Origin of the sequence: Paenibacillus hebaui, from assembly GCF_051934385.1 — a bacterium.
In the GTDB taxonomy this organism is placed as follows: Bacteria; Bacillota; Bacilli; order Paenibacillales; family Paenibacillaceae; genus Paenibacillus.
The window spans coordinates 226,176-249,789 of the sequence record NZ_CP196836.1 but is presented as its reverse complement, the minus strand read 5'-3'; the positions used below and the strand labels follow the sequence as shown (position 1 = coordinate 249,789).

Below are 23,614 nucleotides of genomic sequence, written 5' to 3'. Positions count from 1 at the left end.
TGGGGTTGTCAAAGGAGAAGACCATCCCGATCCGGTGTGACATCGGGACAGCCTTAATCATGAATCCATCAACCTTTATTGATTCTTCTCAATGGCACGCTGGTAAATCTCAAGGTAATTGCTAAGTCCCAGGCCATCAAAGCCTTTCACGTACGCGTCCCACTCCTTGTCGATGCTCTTGCTACCGATAATGAATTGAGCCATATTGGTCATCACATAATCCTTGACGGCAGTTGTGAGCTGCGCAGCGGTTTCTGTATCTTCAGGACGGATAAATACGTTCGCAGGATAGACCTCTTTGGGTGCATAAGGCTCATATACATTGGTCGCTTGTGCCAGACGTGTACCGTATCCTTCCGCTTCCAGCGGGTTCTGGCCTTCTGCAAACAGGTTACGGAACGCATTGGACAAGTCATGTGCTCCGATCTGCGACCAGCTCTCGTTAACGACTACGTTCGGATCACGCTCAGGCAGGTTATAATAGCTGTATTTGGCAGGCTCGCCATTGATGTTTTTCTCATCAGCATCCGCCTTCTTCCAGCCCTTGCCTTCCGTCGGTCCGTACTCGGCATATAGGGCACCTTCTTCACTGAACATGTAATCCACAATTTTGATCGCGGCGATCTGTTGTGCTTCGCTCGCTTTGTTCGTGATGGCAAACTCGAATTCCCCTACGCTCTGCGTAGCACCTGTTGTCTGCACACCATCCGGTCCCTTTAGCGGAGGAACAATCTCCCAGTGCTGGTGGCGAGTGATATCTTTGTCGTACGTGTTGACGAGGTAGCTGACCAGCGCTGTGGTAATGGAGCCGACCACTTCATCACCTTCCTTGTTACCCAGCTGCCCGATGGCCTGATCGTTCTGTGTGAAGGAAGCCGGATCAATCAGACCTTCTGCATACAACTTGTGCATATACTCCAGTCCTTTTTTCCACTCCTCCTTGTTCGCTGCAAAATCAACCTTGCCATCATTCACGATCAGATATTTGTCGTTGTCATTATAGATAAAGCTATTCATTAGATAGGCGTCGATGTTGCCATTCCATACATACTTGTTGGGTGCGCCAGTGAGCGGAATCTCATCGGCTTTCCCGTTGCCATTCGGGTCTTGTGTCTTGAACGCTTTCAGAACGGTGTACAGTTCATCCGTCGTGGTTGGCATTTGCAGGCCCAGATTGTCGAGCCACTCCGTGTTAATCCAATATTTCTGAGCATACGTACAGTGGTAACATTCATTAAAAATCGGCAGGGCATAGATGTTGCCATCCGGCGCTGTAATCGCTTCTTTGAAGTATGACTTCTCCTCCATAATCTTGGTTAGATTCGGACCATACTGCTTAATCAGATCCTGTAGCGGAAGGAATACGCCCTGTTTTCCATAGGTTTGAAGGTCTGAGGTGGTGAACTTGCCGTGAAGAAACACTTCCGGATAATCACCACTGGCCAGCAGCAATTGTCTGCGGTCCTGCAGTGCATCTGTTGGAGCCAGGTCCCATTTCAAGGTAACGTCAAACTTGTCTTCGATAAATCGGGTGAACTCATTGTCTTCCATAGACGCTTTGCCTTGGGGAGCAAAGAAGGTCATGGTCACAGGACCCCCGTTCTCGCCGCTACCGTCGCTCCCTGCACTTCCTTCCTCGGATGAACCACATGCTGACAACATCGCCATCGAAGCAAAGACCAGAAATAACATCGAAATCCAAGATTTTTTCAATCTGACTCCTCCTTTTTGTTGAAAACGGCATACCTTCTGGTACTGCACTTGTGTTAAAGCCGATCCCGGAAGCCGGAGTGTTCCCCCACCTCCTTTCAAGTGGCTTACGGGGTGTAGATTACAAGAATTATCCTTTGAGAGAACCGACCATGACCCCTTTGACAAAATGCTTCTGTACAAACGGATACATGATGAGAATTGGAATGCTCGCAACAACGATAAGCGCGTATTTCAACACCTGTTCGAACCCTTGATCCCTCATCTGCTGGCTGGTATTGGCTAGCATCGCCGGATCAGCGGCGTTTAATATGAGCAGATTGCGCAGCACATATTGCAGTGGGAACAACTTCTCGGATCTCAGATAGATCAGTGCATCAAAGTACGCATTCCAGTGGCCCACCGCATACATCAGCGTCATGACCGCCAGAATGGGCTTCGATAACGGAAGCACCACACTGATCAAATACCGGATATCCCGGCAACCATCCATCTCCGCGGCCTCTCCCAGCTCTTCCGGGATGGAAGATTGGAAGAAGGTTCTCGCCACGATGACCTGGAACACCGCGAGCGCCCCTGGCAGCCACATCGCCCAGCGTGTATCCAGCAGATGAAGGTCTTTCATCAATAGATAGGTTGGAATGAGACCCCCGTCAAAGAACATCGTGATCATCATGAAAATGATAATGGCTCCCCGTCCGTAAAATGACTTGCGTGACAAGGGATACGCCAGCATAACGGTTAATGCCACATTGATAAATGTGCCGACAACGGTATAGATGATCGTATTATAGAAACCCATCATCAACTGCTGGCTTTTAAAAATGGATACATAGGCCTTGATGTTAAAGTCTACCGGGAATAACCACACCTGCCCTGATGTTACAGCCCGCGAGGAACTGAAGGAGGAACTGATGATATATAAGAGCGGGTAGAACACCGTTAGCAGGATCAAAATCAGAAAGATATAGTTGAATGTCATGAAGATACGGTCACCGATCGGGTCCTTGATCCGGTTACGATTCAACAGATTGAACATGGATAAGCTCCTCCTTTACCACAAGCTGTTCTGGGAAACTTTGCGGGAAATGCCGTTGACGATGACCAGCAGGATCAGGTTAATGATGGAGTTGAACAAGCCTACCGCCGAGGAGAAGCTGAAGTTCGCCCCGATCAGACCCACCTTGTACACATACGTGGAGATGACTTCCGATGCGCTCGTATTGAGTGGATTCTGCATCAGATATATTTTCTCGAAGCCCACGCCCATAATGCTGCCCAGACTCAGAATCAGCATAATAACGGTGACAGGAACAAGCGTAGGCAGGTCGATATGCCAAATTTTCCGAAGCCTTGAAGCTCCGTCCATACGGGCTGCCTCATAGAGCGAAGGATCAACGCCAGCGAGCGCTGCGATATAAATAATCGATGAATACCCCATGCCCTGCCATACACCCGACCAGACATAGATCGATTTGAAATATTCGGGAATACCCATGAAGTTGGTCATGGGGAAGCCCAGGAAGGTAAAGAGCTTGTCTACGACGCCTACGTGAGGAGATAACATCAGAATAATAATGGATACCATGACAACCGTAGAGATAAAATGAGGAGCATACGTGACCATCTGTACGGTCTTTTTAAAATAACCTGTACGGATTTCATTCAGCGCCAGCGCAAGCAGGATCGGAATGGGAAACCCGGCGAGCAAAGAGTAGAAACTGATGCCAATCGTATTTTTAATTAGCAGCCAGAAGTTCGGGGATTCAAAAAAGGCTTCAAAGTGTTTCAGTCCAACCCAAGGGCTGCCCCAGATTCCTTTTACGACACTGAAGTCTTTGAAGGCAATCTGTACACCAACCATTGGAATGTACTTGAAGATCAATAGATACAATACCGGAGGCAATACCAACAGATAGAGCTCCCAATGTTTCTTGAGACTTTTAATAAATGGATGCTGCCTTTTGGGTTCAACATCATTCCTTCCTTGCTGGAGCTCCACCTGTGCAGGAATGCTTTCTGTAGATCGACTCATTTGCGTCACTCCTTCTACACTTCAAGTGTAATAATACATTACATTCACATTCCTTAAACATCCTTTTCTTTTGGTCTTCTCTCTGATTCAGCGTTAACCGTGTGAAGAATAATGTCAGGTAGCGCTTTCTTAAATCGATAGTACCTTGAGCGGGGTTCTTTTATCAATTTGCAATTTTCTCCCACCTCTCCTTATTCCCAAAACCCTTGTCAGACAAGGGAAAATCGCACTTCCGAGTATGTATATTACAAAAATCACCGTATCGAAAAATCCCGAAGGACTGTAAAGGTCCTCCGGGATTTGAAGTGAAGATTTATTAGGTTGTGAACAATCTGAACGCAAGTGTGATCGGTGCCGTGTCCGTGACTGCCGCTTGAGGCAATTCTACAAGAAGTCCTTCTTCCGTACGTCCGAATGCCAGCACATCATCTGTGCCGATGAGTTCAATCCGCTCCACCTTTTCCACATAAGGAATGATTACCCGAGAACCAACCACCTCGTTCTCTTCTCTGTACAGACGGAAAGCGTACGTTACGTTGATGTCCTCTTTACGTGTAAAGGCCCACTCTCCTGTGAAGTACGGTCCACAAATCCGCGTGCCATAGATGCCTTCGCCGTGTGTACCCAACCAGTCTCCGAGCGCTTTAATACTGCTGACTGCCCCTTTCGGGAGACGCCCGTCTGGTTGTGGCCCCACGTTCAGCGCCAGGTTACCTCCCTTGGACACCACCTCCAGCAGAATATGTGCCAGCTGCCTTGCCGATTTATACTGATCATCGAATCCAAACGCAAAGGAGTTACCCACCGTGATACAGCTCTCCCAAGGTATATTCATTGGATGATCCGGGATGGTCTGTTCCGGAGTGACGATATTCTCGTACGGTCCACCTACTGTGCGATCTGCTGCCAGAAGCCACGGCTGTGTGGTCTGACGTGCCCGCTCCACCACTTCACCCAGGCGGATATCCTGACCATGGCGTCCTTCACGTACCCAGCCGGCATCCAGCCACAGACACTCGATCCGGCCGTAATTCGTAAGCAACTCCATAATCTGCGCATGCGTGAACTCCACGAACTTCTCCCACAGCCACGGATACGCTTTCGGATCATAGGATGGCCCGCGCCACATATGACTTCCTCGCTCCATGCCAGGTGTCCAGTAATACGGAGTGTGCCAGTCTGCTTTGGAGAAGTAAGCCGAGATTCCCAGCCCTTTGGCACGAAAAGCGTCAAAAAGCGCCCGGCAAATATCCGCATACTTATGGGTGTGAAAAGGGGTATCCTTTCCCGTGATCCGATAATCGGTCGTATGGGTATCCCACATGCAGAACCCATCATGATGCTTGGTGGTGAACAGAAAATATTTAAACCCGTTATCGGCAGCCATCTGTGCCCATTCCTCGGGCTGAAAGCGGATCGGATTAAAGGTTTTATTCAGGTCAGTGTATTCCCGCTTGAAATGCTCCATATCGTCAGTCCAGTCGATATCATCGCGTGACCAATCGCCATCTTCGTCACTTAGCGCCCAGGACTCCACGAGTCCAAGCTGGGAATAGGGACCCCAGTGCATCATCAGTCCCAGCTTCTGGTCCTTGAACCACTCCAGCCGTTCATTCAGCAACGGATCTTCAGGCCTCACCCATTCTTCCTCTTTGCTAAAATTGTGTACCCCGGCTTCGACAATCTGCTCTTCCTGTTCCAGCAACGTATCTTGGGTTTCGCTCATCCCGTTCATCTCCTTTGGATCAAATGTCACACGTTGAAAAAGTAGCTTTACACAGGTCACTGCGCGGTCAGAACAATCTTCCGATCGCTGTTATCCCCAGATTTTTCGATCCCTTTCCTAAGGGGAAATCCGGGGATAAAGGCGAGCGCTTCGCTTCTCCAGATTTGTTCTGCCCTCTCCGTTATCGTGTAAATGTTTCATTCAACTAAGAAAGACATATTAAGCCCTGTCACTCCGATTGCAGTGCATTCTTCAGGTTGGTTCTGAACTCCGTTTTGGCGTAATGTTTAGTTCAACAAGTAAAGACTTGTTAGACCTCACTACTTCGAGTGGCGTTGCCATTTTCGTATTGCAACGCCACATCTATAGTGTAATTTCGCGTCCCTGGCGGGCTGATTCGTAGATGGCACAGAGTATTTTCATGATTTCAACGCCGTCCTCTACCGGGCTGAGCGTTTCTTTGCGACCTTGGGTGCTGTCGATAAAATGATTGACCTCATTGCGGAAAGAACCCACAAAATCAAAAGACTTGAAATCCACCTGTGGGGTCATGTTCAGAATAGTGTCAAACTTCTCGCCAATCAGTGAGATTTCCGGTTCCAGTTCAGCCCCGCCCTTATCGCCATAGAGTCTGACCGAGGTTTCATCCTGTTTGGCGTGCAGCGTGAAGCTTACATCCACCAGCAGGCTTGCCCCGTTTTCGAAGCGAATCAACGCATTGGCCATGTCCTCCACCGTGTTCTTGTCCGCATCATAGTCCGCCGCCTGGTAGAACGACAGATTACGAACGTTAGCACGGTTACCCAATCGGTTGGAGACATTGGCCGAGACGGATTTCACCTTCGGTTTGCCCATCAGATACCAGCAGATATCAATAATGTGCACGCCAATATCGATCAGCGGGCCGCCGCCAGAACGCTCTACATCTGCGAACCAGCCGCCCGGATTTCCGAGACGACGCAGACAAGATGCCTTGGCATAATAGATCTCTCCAAGCTCACCTTCATCAATAAACCTCTTCAGGATCTGTGCATTGTTGCTATAGCGGCGGACAAACCCTACCTGGAGCAGTTTTCCGCTGCGATGTACAGCCTTCTCCACCTCCAATGCATCTTCTACCGTCTGGCAGAGCGGCTTCTCGCAAAGTACGTTCTTCCCGGCATCCAGAGCAGCAATGCTGATCTCGGCGTGGGTATCATTCCAGGTACAGATGCTAATCGAATGAATCTCAGGCAGTGCCAGAAGCTCCTTATAATCTGTGAATACGTGAGGAGCATTATATTTTTTTGCCACTTCCTGAGCACGCACTTCATTCAGGTCACATATGGCGTATATTTCAACTTCCGGATTGCTGGCATAGGCTTGTAAATGAAAATCGGATATCGATCCTGCACCGATAACGGCGACTTTAAGTTTGGACATGGATTTTCCCCTCCATAATCTGGTGAATGATGGGCATATCAGTTGACTACTTATTTCAAAAAAGTGATTTAACGTTCTGCGAAGTAGTCGCTCCGGTTACGAATCGTTCTTCCGATCACTCTTATCCCCAAATTTCTGATCATCCCTTATAAGGGGAAATTCGGGGATAAAGGCGCACGCTTCGCTTCTTCAGAATCGATTTCGTCCCCTCCACTAATTTTCGCTCTTTTAAAAACTAATTTTAAGATATTCAACCAAGCTTATATTCCACTTATACAGTAGTACAGCAGTCGCTGCTTATGCTTCCTCCCAGAAGCGGCGGACGTTATCCATTGCGATTCGGGATGCTGTTTTGCAATTTTCCATGCCCTCGAATTCTACAGAGATATATCCGTCATAACCGGATTGCTTCAACACACGGAACACTTCAGGCATGTCGATATCTCCATGACCCACAATTGCACCGCGCAGGTAATTGCCATGCGAGGTCTGGAACCAGCCCTCTCCGGGGTTACGGTAAGAGGGTCTCAGATAGAAGTCTTTGGCATGCACCATGGATGCATAAGGAATGTTATTTTTCACAGCGCTAACCGGGTCTTCATCTACACACAGAAAGTTGCCGATATCCAGCGTTGTCTTGAAATTCTCCCGTGCCGTCTCGTGCACCAACCGTCGGATTCGTTCACTCGACTGCACATAATAACCATGATTCTCAACACTAGTGGTAATACCATGGTTTGCCGCATAGTCGGCAATTCGCTGACAGGCCTTCACCAGGATAGGCAGATCCGCCTCAAATTGGGCTACGGTTCCTTCCTGTGCAGGACGAAACGCGACATCATGGCGCATTCTTGTAACACCAAGTGCGGCAGCAACATCTACATGTTTCATGACAGCTACAATCTCATTCTCCAGTGCATCCGGGCCCTCTCCTGTAACAAAGTTCGCGCCTATGGCGTAATTGGAGATATCGATTCCCACTTCTTGTGCAGCCGCTCGAATCTGGTCTATTAATTCGGGTTGGTCGATCAGGCTGTATCCCATTGGAACAATCTCCACATGCTCTCCGCCCTGCTCGGCGATGTAACGGATGGCATCGGGTACAGTCAGTTCCTTGGTATTTAGCGCCTGTTGCAGACTATATGTGCTGAGTCCTACCTTCATATCATCTCTCATCCTCTCCTGCTGGTGTGTGGCTCTACCTTACGTATACCTTTTTCCATCCAATCGTTCAATTCCCAATAATCGTGTGCTTCTCTATTTTCCATCTGCTGAGTCCAAAACAGGCTTATCTACAAATGTTACAGCTCAATCTGCCGTTCCATGCAGCTCAAACACCACAATTTCATTCTCCGTCAGTGATCTGCCAAATGCCATAAAGGACCGACAGAGCAAAGCGCCTCCAGCGGTCCTTCATTATATTCACAATCCTTGGCACATCTTCCTGTACGCAATTTTTTTCCTTTTCAGCTCTTCACCACTTGGCATCACCGCCACGATCGATGCAAAACTGTGCTGAAACAACTGACCTTGCTGAAAGACATATGGTTTGTCCGCCATAATCTTCATGGTTGGGCCTCCTTTCGGGAAATGATTGGCATAGGGTTGTGTAAATTTCGTTATTTTTGTTATCTTAAAAACGTTATTATTTTATTCATAAACAGTCTAAGACGTTATGGATAAAACGTCAACACGCAAAAAAGACACCCCTAAGGGTGCCTTTCGCTTACTTCATATTTGAACCTATATGTTCACTTTCGCTTTGCCTTTGTCATCCGATTAAACATAATGAGTGCAGCAATCACCATAGCAACAATCGCGATATTACTCGCCGCCTCCTGCGACATGCCGAACAGAACGCCCAGATTGGTAACCAGGCCTCTCACAATCAGCGCAACCGCAATCAGCAGGATTGGACTCCAAAAATTGTACCTTCTCATCCTTCGCAACACTCCTGACCTGATTGTTCAGAAATTCCAGATCTCATAACACAATCATAACCGTCGTCATGTTCAGTTACAACCAATCAGACGATCTGCATTACACCTGTTTGAATTCGATCCAGTCAATCTGTAGACCCGGTTTGGTGAAGTCCAGCTTCAATTCGTACAGTCCTGCTTCCAATTCTACTTTGACAAGTTTCTGTCTGATCCATTTGCCTTCGGTACCATTCGTTTGGATGGTCGTCACCAGTTGATCATTCAGTGTTACATTACAAGCACTTTGAGCCAGTTCCGGTTCAGGAGACCTGATTTGCACAATAATCCGGTATTGGCCTGCTTCGTCCACTTTCATATAGACCGCTTCACCTACAGCAGGTCTTACCTGTGCATTGTCAGCCAGGACTTGCACCTGTTCTGTGGAAAGTGAAGCGTTCGCTTGGAAGGAAGCAACATTCTCTACAATCTCATGTTTTCTGGAGAAGACAGGAGCGTTCATGATGAACTCACAAATATTCATAGCTGAGCGCTGAAGCTCTCCGCGTGTCAACGTCCCATTTTCCAGAGATTCGATCGTGTTGTCATCCCAGCCATTGATTTCTGCACCATAGTTAGGTACAACCATGTATAGATCGTTTTGAGCGCGAACCATCCAATTCGTGTTTTTGCGATCTGCTGGTCCACCTTCAACGCCGTCATTCATAATAGCCCACCAGTCGGTCATCACGATGCCGTGGAAGCCCCACTCTCCACGAAGAATCGTGGTGTTCATATCGTAGTTGGAAGCCGCCCAGTGTCCGTTAATTGGATTATAGGAGGTCATGATCGAATTCGCGCCGCCTTGTTTCACGGCAATTTCGAACCCTTTCAGATAAATCTCGCGCAGCGCACGTTCGGATACAACAGCATCCACTTTACTGCGATGTTTCTCCTGGTTGTTGCAGGCGAAATGTTTCAGCGTAGCGTTAGAGCCACCCTTCATAATTCCTTTTGTACAAGCTGCAGCAAACACACCCGAAATCAGCGGATCTTCTGAAAAATACTCGAAGTTACGTCCATTCATCGGACTCCGGCGAATATTCAATCCCGGTCCGAGTAGCGCATCCACCTGGTTTCTCAGCAATTCCTGACCTTCCATTACATAAAGCTCTTCGACCAATTCCTTGTTCCAGGTCGCCGCAAGCAGTGTTCCAATCGAAACCTGGGTCGCTTTCTCCCCGCTATCCATACGAATCCCGGACGGGCCATCTGCGGTACAGGCAACAGGAATTCCGTAGTTAAACAAACTGTCGCTCACGCCACCGAATGCTGAAGCAGTACCGGATGTAACGAGTGGGCTGCTCATGCCTTCGCCTCTAACGATTGCTGCCAGATCCTGATCGCTCAACTGGGCAATGAAAGCCTCCAGGCTGACTTTGCCATCCTTCACATCTCTCAGCTTGTAGCCCTGATTGCCGGTTTGCTCCAGCGTTTGTGGCAAACTCTGTTCAATCCGTTCAGCCATGGATACCTGGCGCGTCGGTACATCTGCAAAGATCAGCTCATACGAGCCATCTTCCTTGCGAACACCCGGTTTCATTCTCGTAAAGCTTTCTGTAGGCGCCATCGCCTCTTGCAGCTGCTCCACGACTTGAATCGTTTCTACAACGTAGCCATCCTGGCCTTCGATGCTGATCGGCTCCACATTTTTCACACTGGTTCCCACGTGCAAGCGATATGTCCCTTCCTCCAGCACATAAGCCGAAGCATGGCCTGTTACGCCAGCATCATCATAGGAAGCCATGGAATCAACAGGGAAGCTTACCGTCAGGCGCTGTGACTCTCCCGGCTGAAGTACATTGGTTTTTCCGAATGCGACCAAGGCTTTAGCTGGTTGTCCCAGTTTACCTTGTGGAGCCTCGTAATAGACCTGTACAACTTCTTTACCCGCATAGGTAGTGCCCGTATTGGTTACGGTTACATTCACCTTAATGTTGGTTTCTCCTTCTTTGGAGATCAATTTTGCATCTTCAGACTTGATTTCGAATGTGGTATAGGAAATACCATACCCAAATTCAAACTGAACTTTTTCAGGTCGAAACGTTTCGAAATAACGGTAGCCTACGTAGATATCTTCCTGATAAAGGTTCTTGAACTCATTGCCGTAGTTGCTTGTTGAAGGATAATCTTCGATAGAATAGGCAATGGTATCCGTTAATTTTCCACTAGGCGTTACGTCTCCTGCGAGTACATCTGCAATTGCGTTACCGCCCTCCATACCACCATGCCATGAGTAAATGACACTTTGGATCGGATGTACATAACTTTCATCATTCAACCAGCTCATGTCGATAATGTTGGATACATTCAGTACCACAATCGTTTGTTCAAAATGAGTCGTGACCTGTTTGAGCATCGCTTTCTCGTCTTCGGTCAACTTGTAGCTGCCCGGCGCGTCAACATTGTCCTGATCTTCACCTGCGGTACGTCCAATTACGATGATCGCTTTGCTGGACTTGCTTCTTGCCTGCGATACCAATTCATCGGTTAACGGCATTTCCTTTTGGTTCCACGGCTCTGCCGCCCATACTTTGCCGCCATCGTCAAATGGATTTTCCTCAATCCACTTTTCATAGACAGCCGCCAGTTCTTCATTGACTGTAAATCCCTTTTTGCTACGCAGACCATCCAACAAATTGGTTGTATACGCCACATGAACACTTCCGCCTGAACCTGTACCACTGCGATAATAATTGACTTGAATGCGTCCGAAAACTGAAACGTTTTCGTTTTTCAGGATCGGAAGAGCCTGACCCTCGTTTTTCAACAGCACTGCGCCTTCTGCGGCAACCGTACGACTAAACTCTGCAAACCCTTCCAATGGAACTCCGATTTGATGTGTGCTCAATGATTTCCCTCCTAATTGTCATCCCCATACCCACGAATATCGCGATATATAAAATGAATTTATGAAACTCACACTTAGGTCACTCCGATGACAGAACAACCTTCCGATCACTGTTATCCTCGGATTTCCTTAATACCTTTATAAAAGGTTAAAATCCGGTGATAAAGGCGAACGCGTTGCTTCTTCAGGTTATTTCTGCCCTCTCCGTTATCGTGCAACTCTTCTTTGGTTCATTTTATAAAGAAAGATATTCGTTGATCTGGTAGATTACTTGTACATAATCTCATATTAACAGATTCTATAGTAGAAAATATATCAGGTTAAACGTTTTTTCATAATGTGGACATGCTTTGTTAAAAGTACCCCACTAAAAAAAGCCACGGATGTTATCCATCCGTGACTTTTCATTCATTTCCACTCTGTGCATCAGGTCGTTAACTTTGCATATACCAGGAAAAACACCATAACTTCTCCAACGATTACATAGTTAGGAACATGATAGATCAGATCTACAATCATGCAGCATCCAAGGACCCCCAGCATGATCGCCAGATGGCGCGGGCGAAGCCGCATATGAGCATATCTGTATCGATGAAACACGAGAGAGGTCGACATAAAGTACAGCAAGACCGATCCGAATACAAATGCCAACATGAAACCATAATTAAGTTTATCCTGATATAACAGTTGAATCGAAGCCGCAATCATGCTCATGGATATATAGATGAATAAATGGCCGTATATAATCGCTTGCCCGGCTGTTTGTATATCCTTGCTTACCTTTTTCTCAACATTATCAAAATACTGCCACCACATAGCAATCACGAAAATGGACGTAAAGGCGGCAAAAAGTACAGATTTTGTATCCCAATGATCCGCCTGCAGCACAGCAATGATACTGACGACAGATTCACCAAGCAAGATAAGTGTAAACAGAGCGAAACGTTCCAACAAATGATGGGTATGTATGGGCACCTTCACCAGATTTTTGCGTCCAATCAGCGGAAGGATGATATCTACGGCAATCCCCACATACAAAATCGCGTATCGTAACCACGAATCAAAGAACAAGGAACACATTGAAATTAAGATACCGATGGTGAAACACATGCCCAGATAACGAGCAGCCTTTTGTTGGTGTTCACTTTTGGAATTGTGAATCATGAAATATTGAATGGCTGTCAGTGCTCTCGAACCGATATAACCTATAAAGAAGGGAAGATAGTATTGATCAAAATGAGTCGAGAGACTCGCCGTCATCACTAGAACCGCCAGGAGCTGAAGGATGAGAAATACTCTATGGATTAGGACGTCCTGACCATATCGGTTAATAAACAAGGTCTGACCAACCCACGCCCACCAGACAGGAATGAAAATCAACACAAACTTCATTAGATATTCAAACGTGATCACTCCATGTTCGGCATGTAACAGGACATGACCCGCTTTGGAAACCGCCGCTACAAAAAGCAGATCATAGAAAAGCTCCAGCCAGGTAACCTTTTTCTCCATCATCCTTCTGTGCTCCTTTGTTAAACTTATATCGAATGCTTTCGCAGCGATAAATTGAATTATACAACATGCTAATCTAGTAGAACACATGGTTTATACTGGATCGCCACTATCACCGGAGTTCTCCTTACTGAGGAAAATTACGGTGATCAAGGTGCGACTTGCTCCAGTTTTGCTCTCAACTCTTCCTTAACGCACCGTCATAGCATGCGAAGTCTCCAACGTTCTTACCTGGATTGGTTGCAGATTGCCCTCAATTGGGGCACGGTATGGCTCAAACCACTCTGGCAGCATCAATTTTTGTCCCAGCGATTCAGCAGGTTCGTCTTTGGCAAATCCCGGTGGATCAGTAGCAATTTCGAACAGAATTCCACCAGCTTCTCTGAAGTAGATCGCATTAAAATACTGACGATCCCGAACCGGAGTTGGTTGGTAGCCATACTGGCGTACAGCTTCACTCCACTGTGCATGTTCTTCATCATCTTTGGCACGCCACGCAATGTGATGCACAGTTCCTGCTCCGCCTACACCCAAAGCCATGCGTGTAACCGGAACATCGACAACGTTACCGACATCCCCGTTAGAACGGAATCGAGTATACTCCTCATTTTCATCCACTTTGACAAATCCCATTATTTTCTCAAGAGCATCCATCGTTCTTTGCGGGTTAACACTGAACAACACGGCACCTCCAAAGCCTTTGATGGCTTTATCCGTTGGGATTCCATCATGCGCCCAAGTGCTTGTTGCTCCCTCTTCCCGTTCAACAAGTTCAAGTCGCAGACCTTCGCTGTCTTCGAATTGAAGCAGTTCTTCGCTGAAACGACTTGTTTTGGTTACCTCAATGTTATACTGTTCCAACCGATCCTGCCAGAAGCCAATAGTCCCAATTGGAATGACATACGAGGTGATTCCAACCTGACCACCGCCAATTTTGCCTCTTGGCGCTCCGGCGGATGGGAAGAACGTAATGATCGTACCTGGACTTCCATTTTCGTCTCCAAAGTACAGATGGTACACGTCAGGCGCATCGAAGTTGATCGTTTTTTTCACGAGACGGAGTCCCAGAACTCCAGCATAAAAGTCAACATTGGCCTGTGGATCTCCCGCGAAAGCTGTAATATGGTGAATACCTGCTGTTTGAAGTGTCATGATTAATTCCTCCTTGGTTTTATCGAGCATGTTGATTCGGTTTGAGTGTTTAATGATCTAAACATGAATATTTTTTTATAGTCATTTATATTATCTTTAAATTAAGATATATGATCGTTTTAAGTTAGCTATTATTTTGAGTGGCTTGTTCCTGTCTCAATTTATCCGGAGTAACGTCGTCGCCGTTCGGATCATAGATGGTTACATTCAGCAGAATATCATTGATTGAACCGCGAAAGGTTTGCAGATATTCCTGACGCAGACGAATTTGTTCCGCTTTCTCCATCTCTGTCAATCCGCCCTCTTTGGCTTTTCTAGAAAGTTCATTTATTCTGGTCAATGTTGGGATCATCATCTTGATCTCTCCTCATATAATGGATTAAAGATATTTGTTCTTGGGTGTAATTTATATTCAAATCAAATATCTTAAGTTAAAGATAGTTGGTTTGTGATCCGTTGTCAACTCTTTTATAAACATAAAAGGCCAACCCAACCCGTAATTTGGGCTGACCTGATAATACGAAAAGCTAGCTCAGCAGAAATTACACTTCCTCCTGAACTATATAAGTTGAACTAATCATTTACACAGAAACGGAGAGGACAGAAAAAACCTGAAAAAGCGAAGCGTTCGCCTTTATCACCGGATTTTCCCCTTGAGAAAAGGGAATCAAAAAAATCTGGGGATAACAGCGATTGGAAGGTTATTCTGTCATCGGAGTGTACGTGTGAATATATCTTTAGTTCAACTTATATAGCCCTTCTTATATTTATTTCATTAACCCAGCTTTTGACCACATTCGGGACAGAAGTTGGCTCCTTCGTTCTTGGCGCCACAGTTCGGACAGAAATTCGGCTTTTTGTTGCCATCCGAGGAGGAGGGTGTGCCTGCATTGCCGTTTGGATTACCTGCAGGCTTTGGATCAGAGTTCTGATTCTGAGACGAGTCGGTATTGTTGTTTTGATTCTGACTTTGGTTGTTCTGATTCATATTCTTCATCATTTCATTCGCCATGTTCATTCCCATCATCATGCCAGCCATATCCGAGGCCGCGCCGCCACCCTGCACCTTACCGGATGAGATGCCATCTGTCATGCTGACCTGCTGATACTTCTGCAGATTGCCAATCATTTCATGCGAAGCGGTCTTCGTAATCATATCCTGGATCTCTTGCGGATAGTTGAAGCTCATTACCTGGAAGCCCGTAATGCCAATCCCGATATCCATCATCTGCATATCCAAGTCTTCCTGAATACCTTTCGCAATATCCGAGGCATTTGCCTGCAGATTGAACATGTCCTTGCCTTCACGGCTAATCCACTTCATCAGCAGCTGATCCAGCACAGACGTAATCCGGATTTTAACATCCTCGACTAAATAACTCTGCTTGATACCTGCGATTTTATCGATCAGTGTGACATAGTCACTTACTTTGAAATTAAACGTACCATTGGCACGAATCGGCATACCGCCCGGCAGCTGTGGTGTCGGAATCAGTACCGGACTTTTCGTTCCCCAACGAACGGTAAATTCCTTCGTATTTACAAACAGCACTTCGACTCGCATACCGCTGTTGAAACCGAATTTGAATCCTTTTAACGTAGACAGAAACGGAATGATCTCCGAATCGATATTAAAAGAACCCTCGTCCTCAAAGATCCCTTCCACCTTGCCGTTATTCAGGAAAATCGCGTCTTGCCCCGAACGGATAATCAGTTTACTTCCTTTCTTGATCTCCCGGTTACTCCACTTCCAGAAAATCATATCATCTCTGAACTCTTCCCATTCCACCACATTCGAAAATTGATTTCTGAAAAATCCCATACTCGTTCCCATCCCTTCTATAGTACGCATTGTGCACCATCATGCCTACGTTGAATTGCTGCGGATATATCTCATGTTAGAAAGATCGGCTGCTTCCGCTATGTGAATGACCGCCTCCGGTGGTACCTCCACCGCCACCATTGTTATTGTTCTTCTCGATCTTGGTTTTAGTTACCGTTGTGCGGATGTACCGATCCTGACGGTCAATTACACTCGATGTGCTTGAATCCTCATACGTTGCACGATTAACCGTCACACGACCACCCGAACGGTGTGCCATGATCCCAACTACAATACCACCAATGACTACAGAAATGCCAAGTTGAAACCAGATGTTAAACAAGATATTATCGGAGTTTACACTCGAACTTCCATTTGGATACGTATTTGAACTGCTGCCTGAGCTTGCCCCTGAATTTACATCCGGTTTCTCTCCGAGATACTCATAGGCCAATGTAATATACTTTTCAAAAGCCAGCTTGTAATTCCCGTCTGACAGATCCGGAGCTATCTCGGCGGTAATTTGGTCAGCTCTGTAATTGTCGACATATTCTTCTCCTTTATAAAAACCGCCTACATAAACCTTGCGATTGTACATATCCAAGGTCAGAATAACCGCGTTACCATGAGCTTTATCGTATCCTGGTGCCTGTTCATCATAAAAATTCTCGGTGACTAACTTTTCACTTAAATGCTCTTCATTATTAGTCGTCAGAACAATAAGATCTGTCTCACGTTCATTTCCATATTCATTTGCCAAGGTATTCAACTCGTCTATTTCTTGCTGACTGAGCAAGTTTGCTTCATCATAGATGAGGGTCATATTCTCTGCCGCCGCACTATGAAGTGGAAACCACGGAGCCGCAAGGCAACATACGAGCAACATGAGAGTGGTAATTACCGCGAGATGTTTTCCATTTGTCACAGGAATCCCCCTCCCATCATCCAAGCTACGACCTTGATGGACAGAAATGATACAGCGGATACTCCTGCAAACCATCCAGCCACTTTGGCTTTGCTGATCGGAGGTCTGCCAACAACCTTACCCGTCTGACCATTCATAGCAAAGGTGTACTCTGTGCGATTAAAGTCATAGTAGACCATCCATACCGGGAGCAGCACATAGTCCGCATTTTTTAACGTGGTATCAATCTGTTTGTCCGTATAACTCACACTGCTATACCCAGATACCGTTGAAGCAATATAAGAATCAATATAAGATCTTGTTTTATCTTTGGCCCGCGGAAAAAGTTCTTCATCCGTATAACTGTATTTTTCCGCAATGTAACCCGCCAGATACGGGGTCTTGAACAATTTTAACTGGTTATACGGAAAAGGCTCCAGCTTATCCATCAGTTCATCCTTCATTTTCTCCGAAGCATCAATGGGCAGATTCACATAATTAAGCCGGATTCTCCGGTAAATATCAAAATGCTGCGTCTCTGTATAAACGTAGTCCCCTTGAGTATAGGTTCTGACCTTTGTGCCTCGGCCATGAACTTCGATTTTGTTATGTAACTCATATAACCAGAAAGGCACATATATCCCGGTAATGCTCTGAATCCGATCAGCTGACATAAAGCCGCTTGGCGTCAGCAGACCGTTTCTGCACCACTTTTTGAACGCCAGCTTGGCTTCATCCTTGTTAATAGAAAAGGGAATAACCATGGCCGGCGCCAGATCTCCCGTCAGCCGATCACTCAGCACCACAGCTGCACCACAGAAACTACAGGTCGTGGCGCTTGTCTCCGGCTCCGTCACGATGTCAGCTCCGCAGCTATTGCAGTGGTATTGCTTTACCTCATCTTCCGTGAACACTTGCTTCTTCAGCGGATCAGGGATCTGCTCAATGTTGTCCTGTCGTCCGCAGCTGGGGCAGGATAATGCTCCACTCGCACTATCAAAAAGCATTCCGCTGCCGCAGTTGGGACATTTATATTCAATTACCGGCATGTGCTCACCTCAAGTCTGACAAAATAGGATCGTGTATATTTCAAATTTTATCATTCAATTTCTTCTGAATCGCCGCCAGCTCTTCCTCCGCATTTGGCGTCGTCTGTTCATTATTACCCGCATCGGCGTTCATTTGCTGCTCCAGCTGCGCAATTAGTTCATCCAGATCATCTTCCTGAGCCCCTGCACGGAGTTCAGCCAAAGCCTCAGCTTCGTTAAGCGCCTGATTTGCTTTGTCTTCCATCGCATTAAAAGCAGCATTCGCAGTCGCAGCAGAGGCATTCGGTTCATTGGCCTGTTGTTGCGCATTGGCAGCAGCCATCCTGCCCTTCAACTCTGCATGCCGAGCTTCCAATTGCCCCATATCCGCAACCAGCTTCTCTTGCATATGCTTCATCATTTGGGCTTTGGCGGAGGCCCGATCATAGGCAGCTTGTAACTCGTTCATTGTCTCCGCCTGTTTCACTTTTTTCTCCAGAAAACTTCGTGCCTTGTCTTCATCGCCTGACTCCGCCGACTTCTCTGCATACCGCTGCAACTTCTTAAGCTCGGAGTTGCATTCATCCAATGCCCTTTTCGCCCGGCTCTCATCTGCCAGCACCGCAGTCGTCTCTGCCTTCACCTGACCGAGATCACTGCTTAAGCTCCGCATATATTCGTTCACGGTCTTCTCCGGATTCTCCGCCCGGGCCAGCACATGGTTCACATTGGCCTTCATCACGTCTTTAAACCTCGATAAGATTCCCATTATTCGTTCCTCCTCCGATAAGTTCATATGTATACTATAATAGAGGTTGTTCAAAAAGTCCGCTTTTGATTACGAAGGATGCCTAGTGGCATCATCAGCATCGAATATGGAATTCAGCCGAATAAGTTGATGCTTCCGGAGTATGTTTCCTTCGGAAACATTGTAGTTACTCACGTAGTTTTCCCTACGCTCCGCTACTCCATTTCTAGCTTCATCCCATCTTCTCGGTACTGAAAACCGGTCTTTTTGAACACACACTTATACATGAATATAGGGAGGAAGGTTTCAATAAAGCGTATTACCCTGCTACGGCTCCAGCCTCCGATTCTTCTGTGAATGCTGCATCCGGCGATATGCACTTGGGGACATGCCATTCAGCTTATTGAAGCTGCGATTGAATTGAGAGAAGCTGGCGAAGCCGCACTGCTCTGCGATTTCCGTTATTTTCATTTTGGAATTCAGAAGCAGCTGCTGGGCATTACGAATACGAGTCATTTGGATATATTGGGTGAATGTAAAGCCGGTAACCTTATTGAACTGACGGGACAAGTGATGAGCGCTTACATAAAATGTCTTCGAAATGGCTTCCAGCGACAGTTCCTGATGATAATGGCTGTGAATATAGGAGGCAATGGCATATATCTGCTTGGACATGGATGACCCTGTCTCGTGCACAACATAACTATTTTCATGGGAATAACAGTGGATGGCATACAGAAACTCAACGATTTTACTATGGATGGCGACGGATTGAACAGCAGATGGAGATTGAGACAGCGCGAAGATTTCATTTAAAGGTGTAAAAATATCCTTGTGCCGCTCTTCCGTAAACCTGAATATAGGCAGTGCTTCCTCAAAAATGGTGAACAATTCATTGTAACCGCTCTCAAGTCCAGGGATGTTGCGTGGCATGGCAAAGTTAATAATGACCCTTTTAGGAGGAGCACCCTTGGGATAAGTTGTTTTGTGCAGCAATGAAGGCCGAAGTAATACCAGATCAAACGGCTGAATTTCATATAAACGCCCTTCAATAATATGAGCAGCACTGCGATCAAGCAAAATGTGTATTTCATAAAAATCGTGAAAATGCTGAAACTCCATATTCTCATCATGGGAGCGTTCATCATAATCCATATAATAAAAGATTGAGTCACCAGGCTGGTTCACACGGATCGCATATCCCTGCTCGTAGGCCAGATCAAATGGTGTCATGGACATGTACCTCCTATCCCACTTCATTGCAAATATCTTAGCATGAAATGCAATAAAAAGACGTTATTTTAAGCATAAAATACATAGTTTACTACAAACCTCGTTTGCTATAGTGTAAGTTGATATGCAACATACGCACCCTGTACCTACACTTCAAACCAAGGTGGGAAACAAAATGAAAGCGAATTCACTACACACTCGAATCCATACCATTGTTAAACACTTGGAACGTGCCCGATTGACCTCAAAAGTTGATGTACAAGAGCTTTACCATAAAGAATGCGGTTATCACACATGGGAGTTGGTCCACGAAGACCCTTCCTCCTGGAATATTTTCCGAAAGGGAGACGGCTGGGGCGGCAAGGATGTGCACAGTTGTTTCAAAACACAAATTCGCATCCCCGACCATATGCAAGGCAAAAAAGTGGTCTGTGGCATCGTTACCGGTGCTGACGATATATGGAACTACGATAATCCGCAATTTCTGGCTTTCCTGAACGGTGAACTGGTCTGCGGACTGGACGTTAACCATACAGAAATTGATCTGACGCCAGCGGCGACCGCTGGTGAATCGTTTGAACTTGCGCTATATGCGTACTGCAGCACCTCCGCCTCTGATGTCTTTCTTCAAGTATATATAGCTGAACACCATCAGCCTGTCACGGATCTGTATTATGATCTGAAGGCAGCGCTGGATGCCGCTGATCTGCTGCGCGAGGATGATCTGGAGCGGCTGAAGCTGATTGAACAACTTAACATGGCGGTTAACCACCTGGATCTGCGCCAGGAAAACAGTGCCGCTTTTCACGCCTCGGTGCTGGAAGCTCGTCGTTACATGCAAGAAAACATTTACGGTGATATCCGTCCTGCTGGAGATCACATGCCAACAGTCCACTGCATTGGTCATACCCACATTGATGTGGCGTGGCTGTGGACGCTGGATCAGACGAGGGAGAAAGTGATTCGGAGCTTCGCGAGCGTACTGTACTTGATGGACAAGTTCCCCGAGTATACATTCATGTCCTCTCAGCCCAAGCTGTATGAGTACCTGAAGTCCGATTATCCACCGTTGTACGAAAAGATCAAACAGAAGGTTGCGGAAGGTCGCTGGGAAGCCGAAGGCTCCATGTGGCTGGAAGCAGACTGTAACCTGATCTCCGGCGAGTCTATGGTCCGTCAGATCCTATACGGAAAACAGTTCTTCAAGGAAGAGTTCGGTGTGGACAATCGCGTATTATGGTTGCCGGACGTCTTCGGATACAGTGCGGCTATGCCGCAGATTATGCGCAAGAGCGGCATCGATTATTTCATGACCACCAAGATTGCCTGGAACGATACCAACCAGATTCCGAACGACACGATGTACTGGAGAGGCATTGATGGTTCCGAGGTATTAACCCATTTCATCACAACTACCGATTATGACAAACATCCTGACCTCAAGCTTCGCAGCCGGTTTGAAACGACCTACAACGGGCGTTTCAACGCAAGCCAGGTCAAAGGAACATGGCAGCGCTATCAGAACAAAAGTATCAATTCGGATGTTTTACAGTGCTTCGGATTCGGAGATGGCGGGGGTGGGCCAACCGAGGAGATGCTAGAGCATGGCAGACGACTTGAAAAAGGCTTGCCTGGGGTACCAACGGTTAAGCGTACTTTCGTTCGGGAGTTTTTCGAGAAGCTGGAGGACAACTTAACCGATGTTCGTTCTGTCCCCCGCTGGTCCGGCGAGCTGTATCTGGAATATCATCGGGGGACCTATACTTCCATGGCCCGCAATAAGCGTTATAATCGGCACAGCGAATTCGCGTTAGCTGATGCCGAGTTTTTCTCCGTCATTCGTCAGCAGATGGATTCACAAGCAGTCTATCCGGAAGAGGCATTGGAGCGCGCGTGGAAGCTGACGATGCTGAATCAGTTTCATGACATTTTACCGGGCAGTTCCATTGGGCAAGTGTATGAGGATTCGAAGGAACAATATGAAGAAGTCCTGCAAGTCACGGATGAGCTGAAGGCCAATGCGCTGAACAGTATTGTGGGCAAGATTCAGTCCGATGGAGAAGCGATTGTGGTGTTTAACACGACCGGCTTCGAACGGACCGATGTCGTGGAAATTCCTTCTTTTGATCAAAAGGTAGCTGTATATGACGGAGACCGTCAATTGCCGAGTCAACTCACACCGGATGGCGGGTTGGTCTTTCTGGCAGAAGCGGTTCCGGCGGCCGGGTACAAAAGCTTCCGAATCACTCCGGCGGCCGCCTATGATGACACGACTAGCCAGTCGCTCACGCACGGAGAGCCGAGCTTGATACAGACGCCTTTTTACGAGATTCGTCTGAATGACAGCGCCGAATTTGTGTCCGTGTGGGACAAGGCCGAAGGCCGGGAACTGCTCCAGCCAGGCAAACGTGGCAACGTATTGCAGGTATTCGAGGATCGTCCTGCGGAATACGAGGCATGGAACATTGATGAATACTATGAAGAGAAAATGTGGGAGGTCAGCGATCTTCAACAGCTCGAATGGATTGAAAGCGGCCCCGTTCGTTCCCTGCTCAAAGTAAAACGTCAATTCCTTGATTCCGTCATTGAGCAAACGATCATCTTTTACGCACATACGCGCCGTATTGATTTCCGAACCTTTGTGGATTGGAAGCAAGAACACCTCTTGTTGAAAGCGGCTTTCCCGCTGGATATCTGGAGTGAAAAGGCCGTCTATGAAATTCAGTACGGCAACGTGGAGCGAGCAACCCACCGTAACACAAGTTGGGATCAGGCCCGGTTCGAGGTGTGCGGTCAGAAGTGGGCTGACCTGGCGGAGAACGGGTACGGGGCAGCTCTCCTGAACGACTGTAAATACGGGTATGACATTCATAATTCCGTGATGCGCCTGTCGCTGATTAAAAGCGCAACCTATCCTAATGAAACAGCGGACAAAGAACAGCACGTATTCACGTACTCCCTCTATCCACACAAGGGAGACTTCCGAGAAGGGCGTGTCATCCAGGCCGCCTATGATATCAACCGACCTTTGGTCGCCCGTGAGATTCCGCAGCAAACAGGTCCGATTCCTGAGGTGTGGTCACTCGTATCGGTCGATCAGGAAAATGTCATTGTGGAAGTGATCAAAAAAGCTGAGAATAACGATGATCTGATCATCAGGCTTTATGAAGCACATGGACGCCGCAGTCGGGCATCCCTCCAGCTGCCTCAAGGTATGGCCTCCACTGCTTATGCCTGTGATTTGCTGGAGAATAACGAAAGGGAATATGACGTGATAAGCGATCAGATTTCGTTTGACATTAAGCCGTATGAAATTCTGACCTTCCGTATCCCAACCGGGCAATAGCGAATTGCCTAACCTGTAACTTGGCGCTTGTCCAATAACAATACGCCTGTTCCATAACATGACATTAGTCCAATCAGACAGCGTTCATCCACACCAAAAGGGCTCTCCCCGTCATTACTGACAGGGGAGAGCCCTTTTCAACAACGCAA

18 protein-coding genes are annotated in these 23,614 nt (G+C 47.0%); 1 reads left to right on the top strand and 17 read right to left on the bottom strand.

Annotated elements, in window-relative coordinates; translation table 11 throughout:
* Positions 1 to 75 precede the first annotated feature (75 nt).
* The 17 genes from ACR32F_RS01160 to ACR32F_RS01080 all read right to left on the bottom strand — a co-directional run bounded on the left by ACR32F_RS01160 (position 76) and on the right by ACR32F_RS01080 (position 20,119).
* Positions 76 to 1,713 (bottom strand): ABC transporter substrate-binding protein, encoded by a 1,638-nt coding sequence (locus ACR32F_RS01160; protein ID WP_440115389.1) that lies wholly within the window; start codon positions 1,711 to 1,713, stop codon positions 76 to 78.
* Between the two features lie 127 nt (positions 1,714 to 1,840).
* Positions 1,841 to 2,749: a carbohydrate ABC transporter permease gene (locus ACR32F_RS01155; RefSeq protein ID WP_440115387.1), complete on the bottom strand. Its 909-nt coding sequence runs from the start codon at positions 2,747 to 2,749 to the stop codon at positions 1,841 to 1,843.
* A gap of 15 nt (positions 2,750 to 2,764) precedes the next feature.
* Entirely contained in the window at positions 2,765 to 3,745 is a 981-nt protein-coding gene (locus ACR32F_RS01150; RefSeq protein WP_440115385.1) for an ABC transporter permease, read from the bottom strand.
* A gap of 316 nt (positions 3,746 to 4,061) precedes the next feature.
* Positions 4,062 to 5,471 (bottom strand): alpha-L-fucosidase, encoded by a 1,410-nt coding sequence (locus ACR32F_RS01145; RefSeq protein WP_440115383.1) that lies wholly within the window; start codon positions 5,469 to 5,471, stop codon positions 4,062 to 4,064.
* Between the two features lie 363 nt (positions 5,472 to 5,834).
* A complete protein-coding gene (locus ACR32F_RS01140; RefSeq protein WP_440115381.1) occupies positions 5,835 to 6,893 on the bottom strand; it encodes a Gfo/Idh/MocA family protein in 1,059 nt (352 codons plus the stop codon).
* Positions 6,894 to 7,190: 297 nt separating this feature from the next.
* Positions 7,191 to 8,057, bottom strand: a complete 867-nt coding sequence (locus ACR32F_RS01135) for a sugar phosphate isomerase/epimerase family protein (RefSeq protein ID WP_440115379.1) — start codon at positions 8,055 to 8,057, stop codon at positions 7,191 to 7,193.
* Positions 8,058 to 8,315: 258 nt separating this feature from the next.
* On the bottom strand, positions 8,316 to 8,462 hold the full coding sequence (locus tag ACR32F_RS01130; protein WP_440115377.1) for a hypothetical protein: 147 nt from the start codon (positions 8,460 to 8,462) through the stop codon (positions 8,316 to 8,318).
* 182 nt (positions 8,463 to 8,644) lie between these two features.
* Complete coding sequence (locus tag ACR32F_RS01125) at positions 8,645 to 8,833, bottom strand: hypothetical protein (RefSeq protein WP_440115375.1); 189 nt, start codon at positions 8,831 to 8,833, stop codon at positions 8,645 to 8,647.
* 100 nt (positions 8,834 to 8,933) lie between these two features.
* A complete protein-coding gene (locus ACR32F_RS01120; protein ID WP_440115373.1) occupies positions 8,934 to 11,720 on the bottom strand; it encodes a glycoside hydrolase family 3 C-terminal domain-containing protein in 2,787 nt (928 codons plus the stop codon).
* Between the two features lie 426 nt (positions 11,721 to 12,146).
* Positions 12,147 to 13,235 carry a low temperature requirement protein A gene (locus tag ACR32F_RS01115; protein ID WP_440115371.1) on the bottom strand — a complete coding sequence of 363 codons (1,089 nt, stop codon included), beginning with the start codon at positions 13,233 to 13,235 and terminating at the stop codon, positions 12,147 to 12,149.
* A 186-nt stretch (positions 13,236 to 13,421) separates the two neighbouring features.
* The gene (locus ACR32F_RS01110) at positions 13,422 to 14,384 is read right to left on the bottom strand and encodes a ring-cleaving dioxygenase (RefSeq protein WP_440115369.1); all 963 of its coding nucleotides are present in this window, start codon (positions 14,382 to 14,384) and stop codon (positions 13,422 to 13,424) included.
* 124 nt (positions 14,385 to 14,508) lie between these two features.
* A complete protein-coding gene (locus tag ACR32F_RS01105; RefSeq protein ID WP_440119635.1) occupies positions 14,509 to 14,736 on the bottom strand; it encodes a DUF896 domain-containing protein in 228 nt (75 codons plus the stop codon).
* A 423-nt stretch (positions 14,737 to 15,159) separates the two neighbouring features.
* Positions 15,160 to 16,206, bottom strand: a complete 1,047-nt coding sequence (locus ACR32F_RS01100; RefSeq protein WP_440115367.1) for an SPFH domain-containing protein — start codon at positions 16,204 to 16,206, stop codon at positions 15,160 to 15,162.
* Positions 16,207 to 16,282: 76 nt separating this feature from the next.
* Positions 16,283 to 17,092 carry a TPM domain-containing protein gene (locus ACR32F_RS01095; protein ID WP_440119633.1) on the bottom strand — a complete coding sequence of 270 codons (810 nt, stop codon included), beginning with the start codon at positions 17,090 to 17,092 and terminating at the stop codon, positions 16,283 to 16,285.
* A gap of 35 nt (positions 17,093 to 17,127) precedes the next feature.
* Positions 17,128 to 18,159, bottom strand: a complete 1,032-nt coding sequence (locus tag ACR32F_RS01090; protein ID WP_440115365.1) for a TFIIB-type zinc ribbon-containing protein — start codon at positions 18,157 to 18,159, stop codon at positions 17,128 to 17,130.
* A 40-nt stretch (positions 18,160 to 18,199) separates the two neighbouring features.
* Positions 18,200 to 18,907: a PspA/IM30 family protein gene (locus ACR32F_RS01085; RefSeq protein ID WP_440115363.1), complete on the bottom strand. Its 708-nt coding sequence runs from the start codon at positions 18,905 to 18,907 to the stop codon at positions 18,200 to 18,202.
* Between the two features lie 306 nt (positions 18,908 to 19,213).
* Positions 19,214 to 20,119, bottom strand: coding sequence for an AraC family transcriptional regulator (locus tag ACR32F_RS01080; RefSeq protein ID WP_440115361.1), 906 nt, complete (start codon positions 20,117 to 20,119; stop codon positions 19,214 to 19,216).
* A gap of 175 nt (positions 20,120 to 20,294) precedes the next feature.
* Here ACR32F_RS01080 and ACR32F_RS01075 point away from each other — a divergent pair, with 175 nt between their 5' ends.
* Positions 20,295 to 23,465 carry an alpha-mannosidase gene (locus ACR32F_RS01075; protein WP_440115359.1) on the top strand — a complete coding sequence of 1,057 codons (3,171 nt, stop codon included), beginning with the start codon at positions 20,295 to 20,297 and terminating at the stop codon, positions 23,463 to 23,465.
* Positions 23,466 to 23,614: the final 149 nt, after the last annotated feature.

Excerpts from the sequence above, each read along its gene's own strand:
- ACR32F_RS01135 (WP_440115379.1), bottom strand. The coding sequence starts at position 8,057 with ATGAAGGTAGGACTCAGCACATATAGTCTGCAACAGGCGCTAAATACC.
- ACR32F_RS01130 (WP_440115377.1), bottom strand. The coding sequence starts at position 8,462 with ATGAAGATTATGGCGGACAAACCATATGTCTTTCAGCAAGGTCAGTTG.
- ACR32F_RS01110 (WP_440115369.1), bottom strand. The coding sequence starts at position 14,384 with ATGACACTTCAAACAGCAGGTATTCACCATATTACAGCTTTCGCGGGA.
- ACR32F_RS01095 (WP_440119633.1), bottom strand. The coding sequence starts at position 17,092 with ATGTTGCTCGTATGTTGCCTTGCGGCTCCGTGGTTTCCACTTCATAGT.
- ACR32F_RS01150 (WP_440115385.1), bottom strand. The coding sequence starts at position 3,745 with ATGAGTCGATCTACAGAAAGCATTCCTGCACAGGTGGAGCTCCAGCAA.
- ACR32F_RS01100 (WP_440115367.1), bottom strand. The coding sequence starts at position 16,206 with ATGGGATTTTTCAGAAATCAATTTTCGAATGTGGTGGAATGGGAAGAG.
- ACR32F_RS01090 (WP_440115365.1), bottom strand. The coding sequence starts at position 18,159 with ATGCCGGTAATTGAATATAAATGTCCCAACTGCGGCAGCGGAATGCTT.
- ACR32F_RS01140 (WP_440115381.1), bottom strand. The coding sequence starts at position 6,893 with ATGTCCAAACTTAAAGTCGCCGTTATCGGTGCAGGATCGATATCCGAT.
- ACR32F_RS01155 (WP_440115387.1), bottom strand. The coding sequence starts at position 2,749 with ATGTTCAATCTGTTGAATCGTAACCGGATCAAGGACCCGATCGGTGAC.
- ACR32F_RS01125 (WP_440115375.1), bottom strand. The coding sequence starts at position 8,833 with ATGAGAAGGTACAATTTTTGGAGTCCAATCCTGCTGATTGCGGTTGCG.
- ACR32F_RS01080 (WP_440115361.1), bottom strand. The coding sequence starts at position 20,119 with ATGACACCATTTGATCTGGCCTACGAGCAGGGATATGCGATCCGTGTG.
- ACR32F_RS01085 (WP_440115363.1), bottom strand. The coding sequence starts at position 18,907 with ATGGGAATCTTATCGAGGTTTAAAGACGTGATGAAGGCCAATGTGAAC.
- ACR32F_RS01145 (WP_440115383.1), bottom strand. The coding sequence starts at position 5,471 with ATGAGCGAAACCCAAGATACGTTGCTGGAACAGGAAGAGCAGATTGTC.
- ACR32F_RS01105 (WP_440119635.1), bottom strand. The coding sequence starts at position 14,736 with ATGATCCCAACATTGACCAGAATAAATGAACTTTCTAGAAAAGCCAAA.
- ACR32F_RS01075 (WP_440115359.1), top strand. The coding sequence starts at position 20,295 with ATGAAAGCGAATTCACTACACACTCGAATCCATACCATTGTTAAACAC.
- ACR32F_RS01115 (WP_440115371.1), bottom strand. The coding sequence starts at position 13,235 with ATGATGGAGAAAAAGGTTACCTGGCTGGAGCTTTTCTATGATCTGCTT.